The sequence below is a fragment of the Halobacterium rubrum genome, assembly GCF_021729015.1.
GTDB lineage: Archaea > Halobacteriota > Halobacteria > Halobacteriales > Halobacteriaceae > Halobacterium > Halobacterium rubrum.
Map to the genome: position 1 here is coordinate 370427 of NZ_JAJQQZ010000001.1, position 15449 is coordinate 385875.

A 15449-nucleotide genomic window follows, 5' to 3' on the forward strand; every position below is an offset into this window, starting at 1 on the left:
TCGGAGCCGAGACTGACAGAGGTTGCACGTTCGCTCGTGAAAAGTGGGACCGCCCGAGTATGCCTCTGTCCGGTTCTGAAGCGTCTGATTTCGTCTCTCGCGGAGTCGCGACTCGTGGGTTGTTGGGTCGTCATGAGTGGATGTCGAGGTCGTCGACGTAGGCGCGCCGCCGGTGCTCCATGCGCTCCCGGGGCGTCGCCTTGTCGTAGTGGCGTTCGATGGTCTCTACGGAGGCGTTGACGCGCGTGGCGACGACTTCCGGCGGCAGGCCGGCGTCGAGTTGCCACGTGATCGAGCCCGTGCGGATCTGGTGGGGGCTGCGCGAGCTCGGACACTTCGAGGCGTGGCCGCGTTCAGTGAACTCGCAGGTGTCGCGCTTTCGGCCGTGCGGGCACCCGGCGTAGATGCAGGGTAGCGTCGCCATGTACGTCCAGACGCGGACGGTGTTGGCGGTGGGGCGGCCGAGCCGGCTGGCGAACAGCGGCTTCCGGCCGTGGTCGTCGTGGACGTCCCAGCGCTGGCCGTCCGCGAGGTACCCGCGGATGGCGTCGGCGGTCGTGTCCGCGAGCGCGACGGGGCGCTCGCCCTGGTCTTTCTTCTTGAGCGGGGTGCCGGTGCTGGGCCGGTGGACGAACTCGAGGAACTGGTCGTCGGGGTGGAAGTCGCGGACGTCGAGCGCGCGGACGGCGCCGAGCCGGCAGCCGACCGTCCAGAGGATCTCCAGCAGGGCGTGGTCGCGCGTGCCGAACTGGTGCTCGCGGTAGTACTCCAGAAGCGCCTCGGCGTCGGCGGTGGCGAGCTTGACGTCGCTTGACTTCTCGCTGGGGTCGACCGTCGGGACGTGGACCTTCTCGGTGAGGCCGTCGTCGACGGCTTCGATGCGTTCGAGGTACTCGACGAACTTCCGGAGCGTCTTCAGCTCGTTCCGGAGCGTGATGGGGGCGATGTCCTCGCCGGCGCGGTGGGTCTCGTAGTTCTCGAACGTCCAGCCGGTGAGGTCGCCGACGCGCTCGACCTGCTGGCGCTCGCACCACTCGACGAACTGCTTGAGCCGGTAGTGGTAGCTCTTCGTCGAGTGCTCGGTGGACTCGGGCCGCCGCCGGTCGACGTACCGCTCCCACGCCTCGCGGGGAGTGAGGTCCTCGGGCTGCACGTCAGGCACCCTCCGGAGCCGCAGCCTGCTCCTCGCCGACCAGCTGGTCGCCGTCGGTGACGTCCTCACCGAGGACGCTCCGGACGTCCTCGATGGGGTGGCGTTCCGACGTCCACCAGCGGCCGCGGCGCCACTCCTGTCGGACCCACGCGTCGTCGTCGACGGCGAGCCGGGTCTTCCGGCCGAGCGTGTCCGTGTACTCGACGAGCACGAACATCGTCACTCGCCCTCCTCGTCGTCGTCCTCGACGCAGTCCTTGCAGCGCGAGGCGTCGGCGAGGCTGATGGTGTCGGCCTTCAGGTCATCGCCACAGTCGTCGCAGACGAGTCCGTCGCTCATCGCTGGACCTCCTCGGTGTCCTGCCAGTCGAGGCGGTCGGCGAGCGCCGCGCGGCCGGCGTCGGTGAGCTGGTACTCGTTGGTCCGGCGGTCCCGCTGGCTCTTCGCGACGAGCCCGTGGTCGACGAGCGCGTCGAGATTCGGGTACAGCCGGCCGTGGTTGACGTTCTCGGCGTAGTAGTCCTCCAGCGAGTCCTTGACGGCGAGGCCTTTGCTCGCGCCGTCCTTCGCGAGCGTCCACAGCACGTCGCGCTGGAACGCCGAGAGGCCGGCGATCGAGGCGTCAGTCATCGTTCTCACCTCCGTAGCGCTGTTCGAGACGCTCGACTTCCTGAAGGAACGCATCTGCCTCCTTGATGGTGAGGCTGCCTTCGTCGGCGAGTAGGCGCTTCAGGAGGTAGCGCGTGGACTTCGCTTCGAGGTCTTCGAACGTCTCGAAGCCGTTCCGGATGTTCGTCTTGGTGAGGTCGTTCGGCCGGCCGTACAGCAGGCTCACGGTGTTGGAGTGAGTGAGGCCGGTGTCGATGTCGGTGAGCTCCGACTGGAATTCGTCGAGGGTGTGTTCGGCGCCGCGCAGCGCTTCGATGCCGCGCTCGAACATCTCGCGCGTCACCTCGACGTCGTCTTCGTCGTCCTCGACGACGTGCCCGCCGTCGGCGATGAGCGTCTTCGCTCGGCGCGCACACGGCCGGCAGAGCGACCGCCCGGGGGGATTCATGCCCTCGGCGTCGCGGACGCCGCAGTCGTCGCAGGGCGTGCGCTCGGTGGATTCTTGGGGGAGCGACGCGTCTCTGGTCGTGCGGGCTTGATTGCCCGCGTGGGATTTCGCGGTCATAGCTGACACAGCGAAACCGCGTCTCGGGGCGTGTTCTAGCACGTCCCGGCCTTCTACGTCCGACAACAGTCTTCCACGACCAGCCAGCGGTCTCGCATCTACCCCTGTGTGACTGGCGGAGCATAAATGCAACGACGAAGCACTTGTTTAGCCAAAGCAGCACAAGTGCTTTGTCTACAGCAGCAGTACTATTTTGCGGATGATTAGGGGCTACCGCGCCACATTTGCTGGTGATGAGAAAGTCGGGCTCGTGGATGACGATTTGGGACGACCGGATACTCGAGTACATTCAGGAAGAGGAATCAGGCTCTCCAGCAGAGCTGGAGGACTCTGGCTACATCAGGGTCTCAAAGTCCCAAATCTCCCGGCGACTCCGCCGACTTGCCGAGTACGGAATGCTCCAGCACCTCGGCAACGGCGTCTACGTCATCACCCAGCGCGGCGAGGACTACCTCGCTGGCGACCTCGACGCCGACGACATCGAGGACCCGAACGGTAACGGCGAGAAAGCGCAGTCGTAGTCGCCCCCTCCCAACGATGAGAAAGACGGCCACCTGGATGCGGCAGTTGGACGAACGGCTCCTCGAACACCTCGGCGAACAGGACTGGTCGACGCCGCGAATGCTCGCACAGCATCCCCGCTTCGAAGAGATGCAGGTCTCTCGCGGACGGATTCGCGAGCGCCTGCAGATGTTGGCTGATGCCGGTCTGGTCGGTCGGGAACACGAGGACATCTACGAGATCACGACGTGGGGACAGCTGTATCTCGAGGGTGAACTCGACGCCGAGAATCAGCCGAAGCCGAGACCAAAGAGAGTTCGCTAAATTTTGTCCCGCGATTAGTCTCCTGCTGCCTCCTCCTCTAGACTCTCGACTCGGTTCAGGAGGCGTTCATCGCCTGTCTTCTGTGCCTTCTCCCTGAATACTTCCAGGAACTGGTCGAACGTATTCTCTGCAATATCCTGCATCCGCTCGTAGGTCCGACCGTATAAATCGTCGCTCTCAAGGCGTTTAATCTTGCCTGCGGCACCTTCAGACACTTCTCCCCCAATCACGTAACCGCTGACACTTCGGTAGAGGTCATCCTGTTCCGATATAGAGCTCCGGAGGTGGTCCACGTACAACTCTAGGTTACTCAGATGACGGCGTTCGATAGTATCCGATGGGCTCATGATTTCGACAATGTTCAGGTTCTCACCGTATCCCAGACAGAGGATTTTGAGCCTCGTATCAGGGTTGTCGTGGACGTTTTCGGCAGGGAATTGCTCTTTGATTTCGTCGCTATACTTTGGCTCGTCATCGACGTAATCCCACCGAGGCTCCATCACCCACGGATTTTCGGAAATGAAGTCGTGGACGTACTCCTCGTTTTGAGCATCAGAGTCGATGAGAGAGCGGAACTTCGAAATCGTCTCTAAGCGACCTCGAGCAACCTGCATTAATTCCAGCGCGTCGATAACTTCCCATCGGTCGAACAAGTCGAACACAGCATCTGTGTCGGCGACATCGACGTCCTGCATATCCGTAATGAAATCCGTGAAGACCTCTCGCTCGGCACTATCAGCTACCTTCTCGATGAACTCATCTTTCTCTCCTGACTCGAAATCACGGTGTTGAGCTGCTTTTCCGATGAACTCATCTATTTCCTCTTGTTTGTCATCTGGAAGACTAGTGATACGGTCGTCGTAACTCTCGGTCTCTTTAGCTGCCTTCGTCGCTTCACTCGACCGCTTTTCGGCTCCTGCATCCGCCACATTGACGAGTTCTTCCTTTATCCACTCTCGTAGTTGCGTGGCGGGTTCCTTACCCCACGCGAGGCTGCTCCGATCCGTCGAAATCAGGTCCAAATCTTCTCGATCCACGAAGTCTGCATGGATTTCACCGACGACATATTCAAGCGCGAACTGACCACTGGTAGCTGCACTAACTCCTAAGAATGTGGGCTCTTGGACGAGTTTCCCACGAGCCATGACTGCAACACCCTTCTGTTCGTCACTCTCGACTGGATCTTCCATCGTCCCAATCCAACCCTTAACCGGGTACTGATTACCTTCTGAATCCTCGATTTGCTCGTCGTATTCCTCTACGTACGAGCACTTCCTTCGCAGCCCCCGGTCAGATGGTTCGATACGCTCCCCGTTTACTCTGACGACGAAATCTTCGTCAATGACCGAGAACCTCCGTGCTAACCGTTCCTTGATGTACCTGGTCGTAGGACGGCGCTCACGATTCAAGTCGGTCAGTGTGACGATGGTGCCGTGATCTTTGTCCGCACTCGAACCATAATCAGTAACTTCAGGGTCGTATGTGCTCGTATCAGCAGGGTCTGCTTCATTCCCTCTTTCTTTCATCTGGTCGTAGTCGAGCTCAAACTCGACATGCTTCCCGTCCTTAAACGTCTGAATTACGACTTTCCCAGCAACTCCGAATCCCGCCAGTTTGCCGATCCCCTTACGCCCCATCACGGGCCGAGTCATGCCCCGAATATCGACTACGTCCTGCTCTTCGTCTTGTCTCCGGTTACGTCCGACTACGAGGAACTTCTCTTCGACCTCATCGTAGTCCATCCCAATTCCATTGTCTTCAATTGTAATCTCGTAGTCGTCGCTCATCGACTCATCCGTAGGGACGTCGATGTCGACTTCAGTCGCGCCTGCGTCCCAGGCGTTCGCGACGTACTCAGAGATTACAGCGGGGAGACTGGTATACATCTTCAGCCCGAGGTGCTGGAGGATGTTCATGTCCAGCGTCATGGTTAGGTCGGGCTCGTCGATGCCGTCTTCTGGGGTGGAATCTGATTCACTCATTGTCTTGAGCAAACGCCTGAAGTCGCTCTATTTTCTCGATAATCTCCTCATTCTCTGATGCGCGGAAATAAGGTCGGACAGCATTAAGGAGTTCATTATTTGTGTTTATCGACCTTTCAAGCACTTTTGGATAAGTCTTTGCCACAATCCCCCACGTTTTGTTCCTCTCTAATTTCCCCCGTACAGACTCAAGTTCGCACCCGAAGACCCGTCCGTCGGGATCGTCCTCATTCACAGCATCTATTTGCGGAATTGCGTCCACACACGACTCCAAGAACTCATACTCCTTTCTGGAGACTGTTGAGTCACACGGCAATAGGACTTGCACAGATATCGATTCGTTGTGACAGAAGACAATAACCTCGTAATCCTCAGGAGTAAAATAATGGTCTTTCGCGGCTTCTCTAATGGTTTCTGCTACGTCATCTAAACTCCTGACATCATACCAGTTTTCGTCAACGAACTGTGGGTACTCAGCAAAAACTGGCTCTGGAATATGTTTGTCTTCTGCCTCGATGCTCTCTCGAAGTTCGTCCAGCGCTTCTATCTGCTGTTTCCCTACCTCGCTGTCTCGAATTATGTCTACCGCATCCAAGAGGTCCTTTGCGTTGAATAGCCTCGTTGACGCTTCGACTGGTCGCTTTCGGAGGTAGTCCTCTCGGTACTCACCCGCTGGTGAGAATACTTCCTCCTCTACGTCGATATCTTCGATGGGGGGAGCATAAGAGTCGAGTTTGCTGGTAGCATCTTGAGCTTCGATGAAGCCCGCCAACATCGCACCGTCGATGAGTTTAATGTTATTTTCGGCACCATATTCATATCCTTTAGTCGAGAACGGTGATGACGTAACGACGACGACGAAATCAGTGTCTGGATCGTCACGGTCTATTGAAGCGTACTGCTGAAGATCTGGTCGCCCAACTTTATTTCCTCTATCAGGGCGTTTCACCTGTATAGACGCCTTTTCTTCAACAAACGTGTATCTACGAGCGACGACGTCAACACCGCCATCACCGGAGTCTTGCGTGACCTCGGTGTCCCACCCTGCTTCATCGAAAATCTCAGCTACGAAGTCCTCGAATTCGTAGCGATCAATTTCCTGAATTCGGGTAATCGTTTCCTCTTGTCCCCGCACCTTACTCATCGTACTAAATTGAAAATTCGTTAGGTATTAAATTACCGGACGAGAATTACGGTGTATGTTGCTTGAGAATGTCGAACTAGCACGTGGTCAGTCTTTATCTCTCTCCGAGTTTGACGATTTATTTGGGCAAGGAACCACAGGGAAGGGGATCGAGATTAGATATGATGAAAAGGGCCAAAAATACCTCTGGCTGTTTGCTGGTGAAGGAGACAGATACGAGGACTCCGCTGATGGCGAGACGTTCACTTTTGTAGGAGAGAATCCGCAGGGCCCTGACGTAGATCGCCCTGGTGAAGAGAATCAGCGAATGCAGCGAGGGAACAAGGAACTTCGCGATGCTATCAACACGCCTCTACCTATTTTCTTATTCCACGAAAACTCGGAGCAAGGAAACTGGACATTTGAGGGGCAAGTCGAAGTAATCTCATACTCATACACACCCTCAGAAGGCCGCTACGTATACGAGTTCGAACTCGAATTTGCCGAAGCTAATAACGAAGGGAAAACTGGGACTGAACTGAATCACAGCAATTCTGAGGTGGAGACCACTCCAGATATAAATCAACCAAAACGCGCTGAAACCTCGGTAAGCCGCATAATTAGAAATACGGAACTTGCTCGCAGATTAAAAGAGAAGTACGATCACCGGTGTCAGGTGTGTGGTGACCAACGACGTGGCACACTAGACGGACTGTATTCTGAGTGCCATCATATTCGGCCACTCGGACGACCACATAATGGTCCCGATGAGGCCTCTAATCTTCTTGTTCTCTGCCCAAACCATCATGCTGACTTCGATTATGGTAACATCTCTGTAGATCCGGACAGTCTCGAAATTGAGCATGATTATGAAGATGAGACTGATGGCGGAGAGCTAACTCTGCGAGACGATCACGAATTGAGCAAGGCAGCTCTACGTTACCATAATCAGTTGATTCAGTAGGAGAAAACTACCAGCAGCAATGTCACCCGAGGGAGACTTTTTTATGCTGAGGGACAGTCGTACAGATATGACCATCCGCGCGGTCGATTTATTTAGTGGGGCAGGAGGCCTCACATACGGCCTTCGGGGGGCCGGAATCGACGTTCGTGCCGGGTTCGATATCGAACCTGAGTGCGAATATCCGTACGAAGCTAACAACGAGGGCGCGGAATTTGTCGAAACGGATCTGAGCGAAGGCAACTCGATAGCCGAGATTCGCGAATACCTTTCGGGTGACGAAGAGTACACTTTGGTTGCAGGTTGTGCCCCTTGCCAGCCTTTCTCAACCATGAGCAACGGCAATAAAAACCAGAAAGAAGGGCATGAGAAATGGGGGCTGATGGGAGAATTCGCTGAAATTGTGTCCGAGGTGGAACCAGACCTCGTGACGATGGAAAACGTACCAGAGGCCCGGAAGGCAGAGCCGTACGACGAGTTCCGATCAACGCTTTCTGAGTTGGGGTATTCAATAAGTGACGGCTTGGTTGATTGCCCCGACTATGGAGTCCCTCAGGAAAGAAAGAGGCTGGTCCTGTTAGCTTCCAAACATGGGCACATCGAGCTCACCGAACCAACCCATGATTCAGAAAGAGTTTCAGTCCAATCTGAGTTCGAAAAGCACGAATTAGCCGAGCTTGAGGCTGGAGAAACCTCTGAGAAAGACTTCCTACATAATGCTCGAGGCCTCTCTGACACTAATCTGAAGAGGATTAAGCACTCAGAACCGGGCGGGTCTTGGAAAGATTGGCCAGAAGAGTTGCTTCTAGACTGCCACAAAAAAGAGAGTGGTCGAAAGTACGTCTCATCGTACGGTCGAATGGAATGGGATAGTCCTGCCCCGACGATCACCACTCGATTTTATAATTATGGTAGTGGCCGATTTGGCCATCCAGAAGAGGACCGTGCTATCTCGGTTCGCGAAGGTGCCTTGCTCCAGACGTTCCCTCCAGACTACGAATTTGTAGAGTCGGAGGACGATCTAAGCGTTGTTTCAGTCGGAAAGCTGATTGGGAACGCTGTTCCTCCTCGTCTTGCTAAGGCAATCGGCGAGAGCTTGATTCAACACGTAAACCACGAGGCGCCTCAGCAGCGCCTTACCGCTGAGCAGATAAGCTGATAGATTCGCTTACAACCAAGGAACCTTCTCTCTCGCCCGCTGCTGCGCTTTCACGCTGTACTGTCCCAGATAGTGCTCGCGGAACGTGTCCCAGTCTTCCCAGCCGCCGTACTCCATCACGAGGCCGGGCTCGACCTCGCGCTCGCAGAGTAGCGTTCCCCACGTCCGCCGGAGGTCGTGGGGAGTCAGGTACTGCCAGCCGTCGTCGTCGTGGCGTTCGGCCAGCTCGTCGGCGGCGCGGTCGACCCACCGCTCGACCGTGCGCGTGCTGACGTCGACGAGCGGCGCGGCGTCGTCGGCGCCGCGGAGATCCGCGAGCGTCGAGATGGTCGTCGAGAGGTCGCCGGGCAGCGGCGTCTCGCGGTACTTGTCGCCCTTGCCGTGCTCGACCCGGAGGAACGCTCCGGCTGGTCCCTCGGTGACGTTCTGGGGCGTCGCCTCGACGATCTCCTTGCAGCGCAGCCCGCAGCGCAACCCCAGCCCGAACGCAATGCGCTGCTCGGTGTCGTCGGCGGTGGCGATGAACTCGCTGGCCTCCTCCTCGGTGAGCCAGACCTTCCTACCGTCGTGGTCGTCGTGGTCTTCCATCTGCATCGTCGTGTCGCCTATCTCGAGAGATGCGACAGAACTCCTAGAATCTTTCCCCGATTCAGGGTGAATCGACGTCGATCAGCGGAGATTCTGTCGCACTTTGCAGTGTTCTCCGACACCTAATGACGAGAGATGCAACTTCGAATTAGTCGCCCACGACAATCGACGAGAATGCTAGAGCTCGTCACGCGGGCTGTAGTAGGTACGATCGAACTTTTTCGCGTGCATCAGCGCTTTTTCTTCCAGTTCAGTGATGAACTTCTTCGCCGCCATTACTGCTTCATCAAGCTCGTCCTTCCTACACGTGAAGTAGATATCTCGTAGGTGGTAGTTCGGGTTGTTAGACTTATATTCAGATGTCTCCCAATCATACTCCGAGAACAACTTCGTCGTCTCTTCTATTATCCACTCTGCGACGGCGTTACGTTGCATCTCTTCCTCCTGTTCTAACAAATCAGGATAATTTTTATCGAGATTGTACCCCGACGGTTCAGGGATGTCACCGACGATTATCTCTACCTCGTCTTCCCCCCGGGCAATTAGGAGAATCTTGGCGTCGTGGCTGGTAAATGGGGTGTCAATGTCGTATCTCACATCTGCTTCGTCTTCGAGTTTGGCAGACCGGTTACTGCTTCTGTTGGCCATATTCGGTTGTGTGAATCCGGACTCTTGATACTTGCCTGCAGATCATACAGTTCTTTCTCGCTCGTTTCTGAGTCGTATTGTCGAACTCCCAGCGAAGTGCGACAGATTAGCCCTCTTTTTCAGACGGACCACACAGGCCCTCTGGTCAATCATAAGTAGGCATTTTAGACATCGACCGTTGTGGCGGCGCCAATGTCTGAGTTCTGTCTCAAGAGAACGCCTCTGCGAATATTCCCGCAGTATCTGACGGTCCTCCGGCATACACAGTGCGAAGGTATCCGGTAGCGCAAACCGCCTCCAAGGAGAAAACAAAGAACAGGATTAAGGGCGATCCAATCTCGCGGAGTGGCTTCGTTGCGCCTGCTCCAAGTGCTGCGCTCACAGATGCGATACTCAGGTTGAATAAGAGGTTGTTGACGCCCGGTTTCAAATCGTCTATCTCGTGCGCAATCCGTCTTATTGGGACGACCACAATTACGATTCCAAATATACTCAATAATATCTGGCTTTTGATACTATGGGGGAATTCGAACAGTGTTGCCAGTGTCGCACCTGCCCCTGCTCCAGACAGGGTGACGAGATCATCAACAATCTGTCTCAGCGATTGGCTCATAAAGAAAAACAGACAACAAATTGTGGATAATGTTTTCGAACCTATTAATAGTAAAAGTTGCCGTCGTTCTCCCCGGTTACTATCTATGACGACACGCTCCCCAACCAAACTGCGGCCCTGGTGGCCGCAGATTAGTCAGGAGAGCGCCGGATAGATTCCCGTCTTCCAGACCGCGTCCAGCGGCGTCCAGATACCGAAGGCGTGACTCACCGCATCGTCGAGGCCGACGAGTACGCCCACGAAGGCGACGAGCCGCCAGACGAGCGGGTAGCCGCTCCACATGCCGCCGGGCCAGACGACGCCGACGAGCGCGACGAGCAGGCCCGCCAGCGTGAGCAGCGCGCCCGTGGCGTGGTAGTACGGCCAGACGGTCGCGAACGCGAACAGCGCCGTCAGTGTGCCCGTGAGCGCGAGCAGGGGCTCGCGTTGGGCGTAATCGTCGGCCACCACGAGAATGGCGACTGCGAGCACCAGCACGCCGATGTAGAGGTGGTGCGGGGCACCGATGACGCCGTCCGGCACCGATTCCGCCGGGAACGTCACGACTCACCACCGTCGTTCTGGACGGCGCCGAGGATGGCCTTCAGCGCGCCTTTCCCGAACGCCCACGTCGCCGCGAGCGCCACCGACAGCGCGAACACACGCCACAGCAGCGAGGGTACCTCGACGCCAGTCGCGAGCGCGACCGCCAGCAGTCCGACGTTCGCCAGCACCAGCACGTACGCCAGCCCGTCGTTGGTCAGCCGATGGCGAACGTCGACGTCGTCGGTGGTCTCGGCGTCAGTCACGGCGACCACCTCCGTCGGTCCGCAGGCCTTCGCGGCGGAGCGCGCGCTTGTTGTGCCGGGAGCGCTGGGTGTTCTCGGCGACGCGCTCGATGAGCCCGTCGCTGTGCTGTTCGCCCTCGAGGGCGCGCCGGCTCCACCGCGCGTCGCGAGCTGCCCGGCGCGTGTAGGAGAGCGCGCCGAGCGCCGACAGCGCGGTGACGACCGCGGAGATCGCCATGACGACTTGCGTCCAGGGCATCAGGCCACCTCCTCCCAGACGTCGCCGACGCCGGCGGCGGCGTCCTCGATGTAGTCGTCGGCCTGTGTCGAGAAGCCGATGGGCGCGGCTTCCAGCGCCTCGACGACGATGTAGACGATGCCGAGCATCAGCACGACGAACACGGCGGTCTCGACTGCGTCGAGAGAGTTCCCGGTCACGGGTAGACACCTCCGGGGGCGGTGACGGGCGCCAGCGGGTCGTTCCAGATCGGCTCGTCGTCGCTGTCGTCGTCCGAGTCGTTGCCCGAACTCGGCGGCGATGCGCTCGGCGCCGTCGACGGGTCATCTGGGTCGATGCCCGGCCCAGGCGAGTGACCGCCGTCGTCCGGGCTCCAGTCGTCGCCGGTGCTCCCGTCGTCGCCTGCATCGTCGTCCTCGTCGTCCTGAAGTTCGTCCGGAATGTCGATGGGGTCGATGTCGGGCGTCTGGTCGCCCTCGCCGCCGTCCGGACCACCGCGCCCACTGCTCGCGTCGTCGTCCCCGTCGTTCGGGTCGACGCCCGGACCTGGGTCGTGGCCGCCGTCGTCGGGCTGCCAGTCGTCGCCCTGTTCGGGCGCTTGGTCGCCCCCCGCGTCATCCCAAGGGTCGCTCGACGAGTCGTCGTCGGGCTCCTCGACGGCGCCGTCTCGGCCGGTCCCACGCGAGCCGTCGATGGTGTCCTGACCGCCGCTGGGCTCGGTCGTGTCGCCGGTTCCGCTGATGCCGTCGACGTCTTCGCCGACAGCGTTCTTCAGCGCGGCCGTGGCGCTCTCGTAGGTGGTTGCTGGCACGCCGACGGCCGCGAGGCTGGCGGCCTGCGTGGCCGACAGCGCCATCGTCGCCCCACCGGCGTAGACGTAGGCGGCAGCGCTGCCAGTCGCGACAGTTGCTCCGACGACGAGCGCGGCCTCTCCGGGGTTCTTGCGTGCCCACTCGAAGAGGCCCGTGCCGTCCTCGTGGAACGGCTGGTTTGCGGCGCCGGCGTCGGCGGCGCCGATCGACGGGTCGGGGAGCTGGCTGGCGAGGTCCTCGAGGTCGCCCGTCGACGGATTCGACAGGTCGACGCCCTCGAGCTCGCTGCCGCCGTAGGTCGTCGAGTCCTCGGTTGCGTCCGGCGGGAACAGCTCCTCGTTGCGCTCGGCGTTCTCCTCGTTCGGGTCCGGGAACCGGTCCTGTCGGTTGTCAACGGGGTTCGGACCGGAGTCTTCGCCCGGCCGGTCCTCCGGCGTCGTACCGGTCGGCGAGTCTGTTCCCGGGTCGACCTCGTCGTTGTCCTCGGGGAGCGTCCATCCGCTGCTGTCGCCGGCCGTGTCGCCGCTCTCGTCGCTGGCACCAGAGCCGGAGCCGGAGCTAGAGCCAGAGCCGCTGCTCGAACCACTGCCAGACCCGGAGCCACTCTCCCAGCCCGAATCAGCACCCGAGCCGGTTCCCGGCGTGCTTGGACTCGGTGACGTCTGGCTCGGCGGTGTGAGCGTTCCGAAGCCGTACAGCAGGCCCAGCAGCGCCAGTAGCAGCGCCCACACAGCCTGCGCTCGCTTCTTGTTGTCCATCAGCCGCCACCTCCGCCGTGCGGCCCGTTCAGGGCCGTATTCGTAGTTTCCTGCATCGTTAGATGTTATGAGAGTGTGGGGCGTTAGCCGTCCAAGAGATTTGCAGGCCGTCGAGGCTGCCATCCGCGTTGTAGTCGTTATTATTGGTGTACTGCATCCTTACGAGGTCCACCAGTTTGGTGCTCCCGATGTTGAGGGTATTCCAGCCCTGGGAGACGCTATACCAGCGGTCTGAGCCCCCGCTGGCGTACTCCAGCTCTATCCAGTCAATTGAAACGCCGCTGTCATACCCCTGAGCGTTCACTTTTGCCGCCGAACCCCATCGGCTATCGTAGGGGTTCACGGTATCGCTGACTGTGTAGCTGCTGCCTGGGTTGTTACCACCCGATGCACTCACGCCAGGAATCGTCACCCAAGTGGATGGCCCGCCGCCCCCCGTTTGTGTACTCCCCGGTGCCCCGAGGTCACTAGCGTGCTTGCCGTCGACGGTGTCTGCGTCGACCTGTCCGTCGACGGTCGTCCGGACGTTCGCATCGCTACGATGCTGGCCTGCCGAGACGCCACCGACCTCGCTGTGGTCGGTGACAGTCAGCAGGTGCCAGTCCACGCCGTCGTAGACCTTCGCCTCGTTGGTGCCGAGGTCGTACCACGTCTCGCCCTCGGTGGGGCTGTCGGGCGCGGTGTCGGTGACGTAGACGAAGCCGGAAGAGATGGAGTCTGCAGGCCACGTCGCCATCTCAGACCACCTCGTAGACCTGCGCCTCGACGGCGGTCGCGTCGCTGCCTTCGAGGCGGATGGCTGTCGCGTCGTACCCCATCGCGATGATGTCCGCGCCGGCCGCGTCGAACTGCACCGGGCTCTCGGGGGCGACGTACCATGTGGTACCGCCGTCCGGTGACAGCGACACTTCGACGTTGACAGCGCCCTCGGCGCCGAGGTACAGCGTCCACGAGGAGGCGTCACCGAGCATGCTGGCGGTGCCGCCGCTGATGTCCTCGGCGCCGTTGGTCAGCCCGCGCTCGATGCTGGCGCGACCCTGTAGCTCCTCGATGTCGCCACTGACTCCGACGGGCATCAGGTCATCACCTCGTATCCCACCGGCTGGATGGCGTAGTCGCGGTCGCCGGTCGTCGCCGAGAGGTTCCGCACGACGACCTCCATCGACTGACTGAAACCCAGCGCCGGGATGAACGTCACCTGAAGGTCGTCGATGTCCGTCGGCGGAATCGGCGCCGGCCCGAACACCGTCTCGCCGTCCATCCGGACGACGTACTCGGTGTCCGCGCGCTTCGAGATGGCGACCGTTCCGACGCGAAACTCGGCGTCGTTGCTCGTCGGTTGGTACTCCAGTCGGATTTCCTCGCCGCCTGCGAGGCTCACCGACGCCGTCTCGGCGAACGGCCGGTCGCCCGGGTCGGGTTCCGGGATGAGCGCCGGCATCAGAGGTCGCCTCCGTGCTTGCGGTCGACGCTCGCCAGGTCCGCCGTCTTGTCGCTGTCCTCGTCGCCGTCGTGGGCTGCGGGGACCGTGCCGTCGCGGCGCCGCTCGACCTGCTGGAGTGTCTGCTCGTGCATCGACGAGCGCTCGCCGCGGAGATTGACGCGCTGGCGGGACTCGTCGGTCCACGTCGTCGGTTCCTCGTCGCCGTCGTCGCTGGTAGTGGTGTCGTTACTCATGGTAGGTTGTGTAGACCCACACGGCGAGCAGCACGATCTGGGCGACCTCGAGGGCGAGTTCGATGTCGGCGCGGCTCCACGACGACGCCTCGATGGCCGCCGACAGCGGCGACTGGTCGCTCCCGCTGGTCGTCGACGGCGCCGCTGTTGGGGCCGGTTCGGTGCTGTCGCTCTCGGTCTGTGTGGTGTCCCAAAGAGTGGTAGACATGTGTGGCCCTCCGGCGCTACATCGCGTCCGTCACGGCGCTCTTCAGGCCGGACACGATGTCGCGGCCCTGCATCGCCGTGAAGTTCAGTAGCGCGTTTGTTGCGACTGCGCCGTCACCGTCCGGGTCCTCGAAGCGCGTGACGTAGGGGACGTCGACGTAGACGTCGAGGGTCATGTCGGCAGCGACGAACGGCTCCAGCGGGTCCGAGCTGTCACGGAACTCGAAGTACTCTGGCTGCTCGCTGAGGTTCTTCCGGTGGATGTTCTTCACCGACACCGTCTTCAGGTTCTTGCTGGTGCTGGTGGAGCCGTCGGCGGCCTTCTCGACCTCGAGCGTGCCCGCCGCCTCCGGGATGTAGAAGACGTGGACCGTCGAGCCAGTTCCGGGGTCCGTGACCTGGACGTCGCCGGTGCTGACGGCGTCGTCGTTGTCCGGGGTGCCGTAGTAGTCGCCGTCGAGCCAGACGACGACGTTCTGGGTGTTCGGACAGTCCAGCACGCCGTGGCTAAGGCTGAACGTCTCCTGGTCGTCGGCCGTCCCGTTCGTCGGACCGAGGCTCTCGTAGGCAGGGAGCGCGAGCTCGACCGGCCGGTCGTTCTGCTTGCCGAGGAGCTTGTACGCGACATCCGCCCGGAGGCGGGCGACGCGGGAGCGCTGGCCCATCGAGTTGGCCTGCCAGTCGAAGGCCTGCGGGGAGAGGTTCCGCCGGTCGCGGCCGGTCTCCTGCAGCTCCTTCTTGATGGCTCTGGGAATTCCGGGCATG

General features: G+C 60.0%; 24 protein-coding genes. 4 read left to right on the forward strand and 20 right to left on the reverse strand.

What is annotated here, in order from left to right; translation table 11 throughout:
* Nucleotides 1–130: 130 nt before the first annotated feature.
* From LT971_RS01900 to LT971_RS01915, 4 genes are all read right to left on the reverse strand, one after another.
* Complete coding sequence (locus LT971_RS01900; protein WP_237005158.1) at nt 131–1153, reverse strand: tyrosine-type recombinase/integrase; 1023 nt, start codon at nt 1151–1153, stop codon at nt 131–133.
* 1 nt (nt 1154) lies between these two features.
* The gene (locus tag LT971_RS01905) at nt 1155–1370 is read right to left on the reverse strand and encodes a hypothetical protein (RefSeq protein WP_237005159.1); all 216 of its coding nucleotides are present in this window, start codon (nt 1368–1370) and stop codon (nt 1155–1157) included.
* A gap of 118 nt (nt 1371–1488) precedes the next feature.
* Nucleotides 1489–1782 (reverse strand): PadR family transcriptional regulator, encoded by a 294-nt coding sequence (locus tag LT971_RS01910; RefSeq protein WP_237005160.1) that lies wholly within the window; start codon nt 1780–1782, stop codon nt 1489–1491.
* Nucleotides 1775–2326 carry a hypothetical protein gene (locus LT971_RS01915; protein WP_237005161.1) on the reverse strand — a complete coding sequence of 184 codons (552 nt, stop codon included), beginning with the start codon at nt 2324–2326 and terminating at the stop codon, nt 1775–1777. The genes LT971_RS01910 and LT971_RS01915 overlap by 8 nt, the downstream gene beginning before the upstream one ends.
* A gap of 233 nt (nt 2327–2559) precedes the next feature.
* On the opposite strand from LT971_RS01915, the gene LT971_RS01920 reads away from it, so the two are divergent.
* Nucleotides 2560–2847, forward strand: a complete 288-nt coding sequence (locus LT971_RS01920) for a winged helix-turn-helix domain-containing protein (RefSeq protein ID WP_503488456.1) — start codon at nt 2560–2562, stop codon at nt 2845–2847.
* 16 nt (nt 2848–2863) lie between these two features.
* The gene (locus LT971_RS01925; protein ID WP_503488457.1) at nt 2864–3151 is read left to right on the forward strand and encodes a winged helix-turn-helix domain-containing protein; all 288 of its coding nucleotides are present in this window, start codon (nt 2864–2866) and stop codon (nt 3149–3151) included.
* 14 nt (nt 3152–3165) lie between these two features.
* Here LT971_RS01925 and LT971_RS01930 read toward each other — a convergent pair whose 3' ends face one another.
* Nucleotides 3166–5133 (reverse strand): ATP-binding protein, encoded by a 1968-nt coding sequence (locus tag LT971_RS01930; protein WP_237005164.1) that lies wholly within the window; start codon nt 5131–5133, stop codon nt 3166–3168.
* Nucleotides 5126–6277 carry a restriction endonuclease gene (locus LT971_RS01935; RefSeq protein WP_237005165.1) on the reverse strand — a complete coding sequence of 384 codons (1152 nt, stop codon included), beginning with the start codon at nt 6275–6277 and terminating at the stop codon, nt 5126–5128. Before LT971_RS01935 ends, LT971_RS01930 begins: the two co-directional genes overlap by 8 nt.
* A 55-nt stretch (nt 6278–6332) precedes the next feature.
* Between LT971_RS01935 and LT971_RS01940 the strand changes: the two genes are divergently transcribed.
* Both LT971_RS01940 and LT971_RS01945 read left to right on the forward strand, forming a co-directional pair.
* On the forward strand, nt 6333–7220 hold the full coding sequence (locus LT971_RS01940) for an HNH endonuclease (RefSeq protein ID WP_237005166.1): 888 nt from the start codon (nt 6333–6335) through the stop codon (nt 7218–7220).
* A gap of 67 nt (nt 7221–7287) precedes the next feature.
* The gene (locus LT971_RS01945) at nt 7288–8376 is read left to right on the forward strand and encodes a DNA cytosine methyltransferase (protein ID WP_237005167.1); all 1089 of its coding nucleotides are present in this window, start codon (nt 7288–7290) and stop codon (nt 8374–8376) included.
* Between the two features lie 9 nt (nt 8377–8385).
* Here LT971_RS01945 and LT971_RS01950 read toward each other — a convergent pair whose 3' ends face one another.
* From LT971_RS01950 to LT971_RS02015, 14 genes are all read right to left on the reverse strand, one after another.
* Nucleotides 8386–8964: a tyrosine-type recombinase/integrase gene (locus tag LT971_RS01950; protein ID WP_237005168.1), complete on the reverse strand. Its 579-nt coding sequence runs from the start codon at nt 8962–8964 to the stop codon at nt 8386–8388.
* Nucleotides 8965–9141: 177 nt separating this feature from the next.
* The gene (locus LT971_RS01955) at nt 9142–9612 is read right to left on the reverse strand and encodes a hypothetical protein (RefSeq protein WP_237005169.1); all 471 of its coding nucleotides are present in this window, start codon (nt 9610–9612) and stop codon (nt 9142–9144) included.
* Nucleotides 9613–9820: 208 nt separating this feature from the next.
* On the reverse strand, nt 9821–10225 hold the full coding sequence (locus LT971_RS01960) for a hypothetical protein (protein ID WP_237005170.1): 405 nt from the start codon (nt 10223–10225) through the stop codon (nt 9821–9823).
* Nucleotides 10226–10360: 135 nt separating this feature from the next.
* Complete coding sequence (locus LT971_RS01965) at nt 10361–10768, reverse strand: hypothetical protein (RefSeq protein ID WP_237005171.1); 408 nt, start codon at nt 10766–10768, stop codon at nt 10361–10363.
* A complete protein-coding gene (locus LT971_RS01970; RefSeq protein WP_237005172.1) occupies nt 10765–11013 on the reverse strand; it encodes a hypothetical protein in 249 nt (82 codons plus the stop codon). The genes LT971_RS01965 and LT971_RS01970 overlap by 4 nt, the downstream gene beginning before the upstream one ends.
* Nucleotides 11006–11251, reverse strand: a complete 246-nt coding sequence (locus LT971_RS01975; protein ID WP_237005173.1) for a hypothetical protein — start codon at nt 11249–11251, stop codon at nt 11006–11008. The genes LT971_RS01970 and LT971_RS01975 overlap by 8 nt, the downstream gene beginning before the upstream one ends.
* A complete protein-coding gene (locus tag LT971_RS01980; protein ID WP_237005174.1) occupies nt 11251–11430 on the reverse strand; it encodes a hypothetical protein in 180 nt (59 codons plus the stop codon). Before LT971_RS01980 ends, LT971_RS01975 begins: the two co-directional genes overlap by 1 nt.
* Nucleotides 11427–12800, reverse strand: coding sequence for a hypothetical protein (locus LT971_RS01985; RefSeq protein WP_237005175.1), 1374 nt, complete (start codon nt 12798–12800; stop codon nt 11427–11429). The genes LT971_RS01980 and LT971_RS01985 overlap by 4 nt, the downstream gene beginning before the upstream one ends.
* Nucleotides 12801–12858: 58 nt before the next feature.
* Nucleotides 12859–13536 (reverse strand): hypothetical protein, encoded by a 678-nt coding sequence (locus LT971_RS01990; protein WP_237005176.1) that lies wholly within the window; start codon nt 13534–13536, stop codon nt 12859–12861.
* Nucleotide 13537: 1 nt separating this feature from the next.
* On the reverse strand, nt 13538–13876 hold the full coding sequence (locus LT971_RS01995) for a hypothetical protein (RefSeq protein ID WP_237005177.1): 339 nt from the start codon (nt 13874–13876) through the stop codon (nt 13538–13540).
* Nucleotides 13876–14241 (reverse strand): hypothetical protein, encoded by a 366-nt coding sequence (locus LT971_RS02000; RefSeq protein ID WP_237005178.1) that lies wholly within the window; start codon nt 14239–14241, stop codon nt 13876–13878. The genes LT971_RS01995 and LT971_RS02000 overlap by 1 nt, the downstream gene beginning before the upstream one ends.
* The gene (locus LT971_RS02005; RefSeq protein WP_237005179.1) at nt 14241–14477 is read right to left on the reverse strand and encodes a hypothetical protein; all 237 of its coding nucleotides are present in this window, start codon (nt 14475–14477) and stop codon (nt 14241–14243) included. The genes LT971_RS02000 and LT971_RS02005 overlap by 1 nt, the downstream gene beginning before the upstream one ends.
* A complete protein-coding gene (locus tag LT971_RS02010; protein ID WP_237005180.1) occupies nt 14470–14685 on the reverse strand; it encodes a hypothetical protein in 216 nt (71 codons plus the stop codon). Before LT971_RS02010 ends, LT971_RS02005 begins: the two co-directional genes overlap by 8 nt.
* 16 nt (nt 14686–14701) lie before the next feature.
* Entirely contained in the window at nt 14702–15448 is a 747-nt protein-coding gene (locus tag LT971_RS02015) for a hypothetical protein (RefSeq protein WP_237005181.1), read from the reverse strand.
* Nucleotide 15449: the final 1 nt, after the last annotated feature.

Bases quoted from the DNA above. Each gene is read 5' to 3' on its own strand.
- LT971_RS01930 (WP_237005164.1), bottom strand. From the start codon at position 5,133: ATGAGTGAATCAGATTCCACCCCAGAAGACGGCATCGACGAGCCCGAC.
- LT971_RS01950 (WP_237005168.1), bottom strand. From the start codon at position 8,964: ATGGAAGACCACGACGACCACGACGGTAGGAAGGTCTGGCTCACCGAG.
- LT971_RS01975 (WP_237005173.1), bottom strand. From the start codon at position 11,251: ATGCCCTGGACGCAAGTCGTCATGGCGATCTCCGCGGTCGTCACCGCG.
- LT971_RS01905 (WP_237005159.1), bottom strand. From the start codon at position 1,370: ATGTTCGTGCTCGTCGAGTACACGGACACGCTCGGCCGGAAGACCCGG.
- LT971_RS01955 (WP_237005169.1), bottom strand. From the start codon at position 9,612: ATGGCCAACAGAAGCAGTAACCGGTCTGCCAAACTCGAAGACGAAGCA.
- LT971_RS02010 (WP_237005180.1), bottom strand. From the start codon at position 14,685: ATGTCTACCACTCTTTGGGACACCACACAGACCGAGAGCGACAGCACC.
- LT971_RS01995 (WP_237005177.1), bottom strand. From the start codon at position 13,876: ATGCCCGTCGGAGTCAGTGGCGACATCGAGGAGCTACAGGGTCGCGCC.
- LT971_RS02005 (WP_237005179.1), bottom strand. From the start codon at position 14,477: ATGAGTAACGACACCACTACCAGCGACGACGGCGACGAGGAACCGACG.
- LT971_RS01945 (WP_237005167.1), top strand. From the start codon at position 7,288: ATGACCATCCGCGCGGTCGATTTATTTAGTGGGGCAGGAGGCCTCACA.
- LT971_RS02000 (WP_237005178.1), bottom strand. From the start codon at position 14,241: ATGCCGGCGCTCATCCCGGAACCCGACCCGGGCGACCGGCCGTTCGCC.
- LT971_RS01935 (WP_237005165.1), bottom strand. From the start codon at position 6,277: ATGAGTAAGGTGCGGGGACAAGAGGAAACGATTACCCGAATTCAGGAA.
- LT971_RS02015 (WP_237005181.1), bottom strand. From the start codon at position 15,448: ATGCCCGGAATTCCCAGAGCCATCAAGAAGGAGCTGCAGGAGACCGGC.
- LT971_RS01940 (WP_237005166.1), top strand. From the start codon at position 6,333: ATGTTGCTTGAGAATGTCGAACTAGCACGTGGTCAGTCTTTATCTCTC.
- LT971_RS01985 (WP_237005175.1), bottom strand. From the start codon at position 12,800: ATGGACAACAAGAAGCGAGCGCAGGCTGTGTGGGCGCTGCTACTGGCG.
- LT971_RS01925 (WP_503488457.1), top strand. From the start codon at position 2,864: ATGAGAAAGACGGCCACCTGGATGCGGCAGTTGGACGAACGGCTCCTC.
- LT971_RS01990 (WP_237005176.1), bottom strand. From the start codon at position 13,536: ATGGCGACGTGGCCTGCAGACTCCATCTCTTCCGGCTTCGTCTACGTC.
- LT971_RS01960 (WP_237005170.1), bottom strand. From the start codon at position 10,225: ATGAGCCAATCGCTGAGACAGATTGTTGATGATCTCGTCACCCTGTCT.
- LT971_RS01910 (WP_237005160.1), bottom strand. From the start codon at position 1,782: ATGACTGACGCCTCGATCGCCGGCCTCTCGGCGTTCCAGCGCGACGTG.
- LT971_RS01915 (WP_237005161.1), bottom strand. From the start codon at position 2,326: ATGACCGCGAAATCCCACGCGGGCAATCAAGCCCGCACGACCAGAGAC.
- LT971_RS01920 (WP_503488456.1), top strand. From the start codon at position 2,560: ATGAGAAAGTCGGGCTCGTGGATGACGATTTGGGACGACCGGATACTC.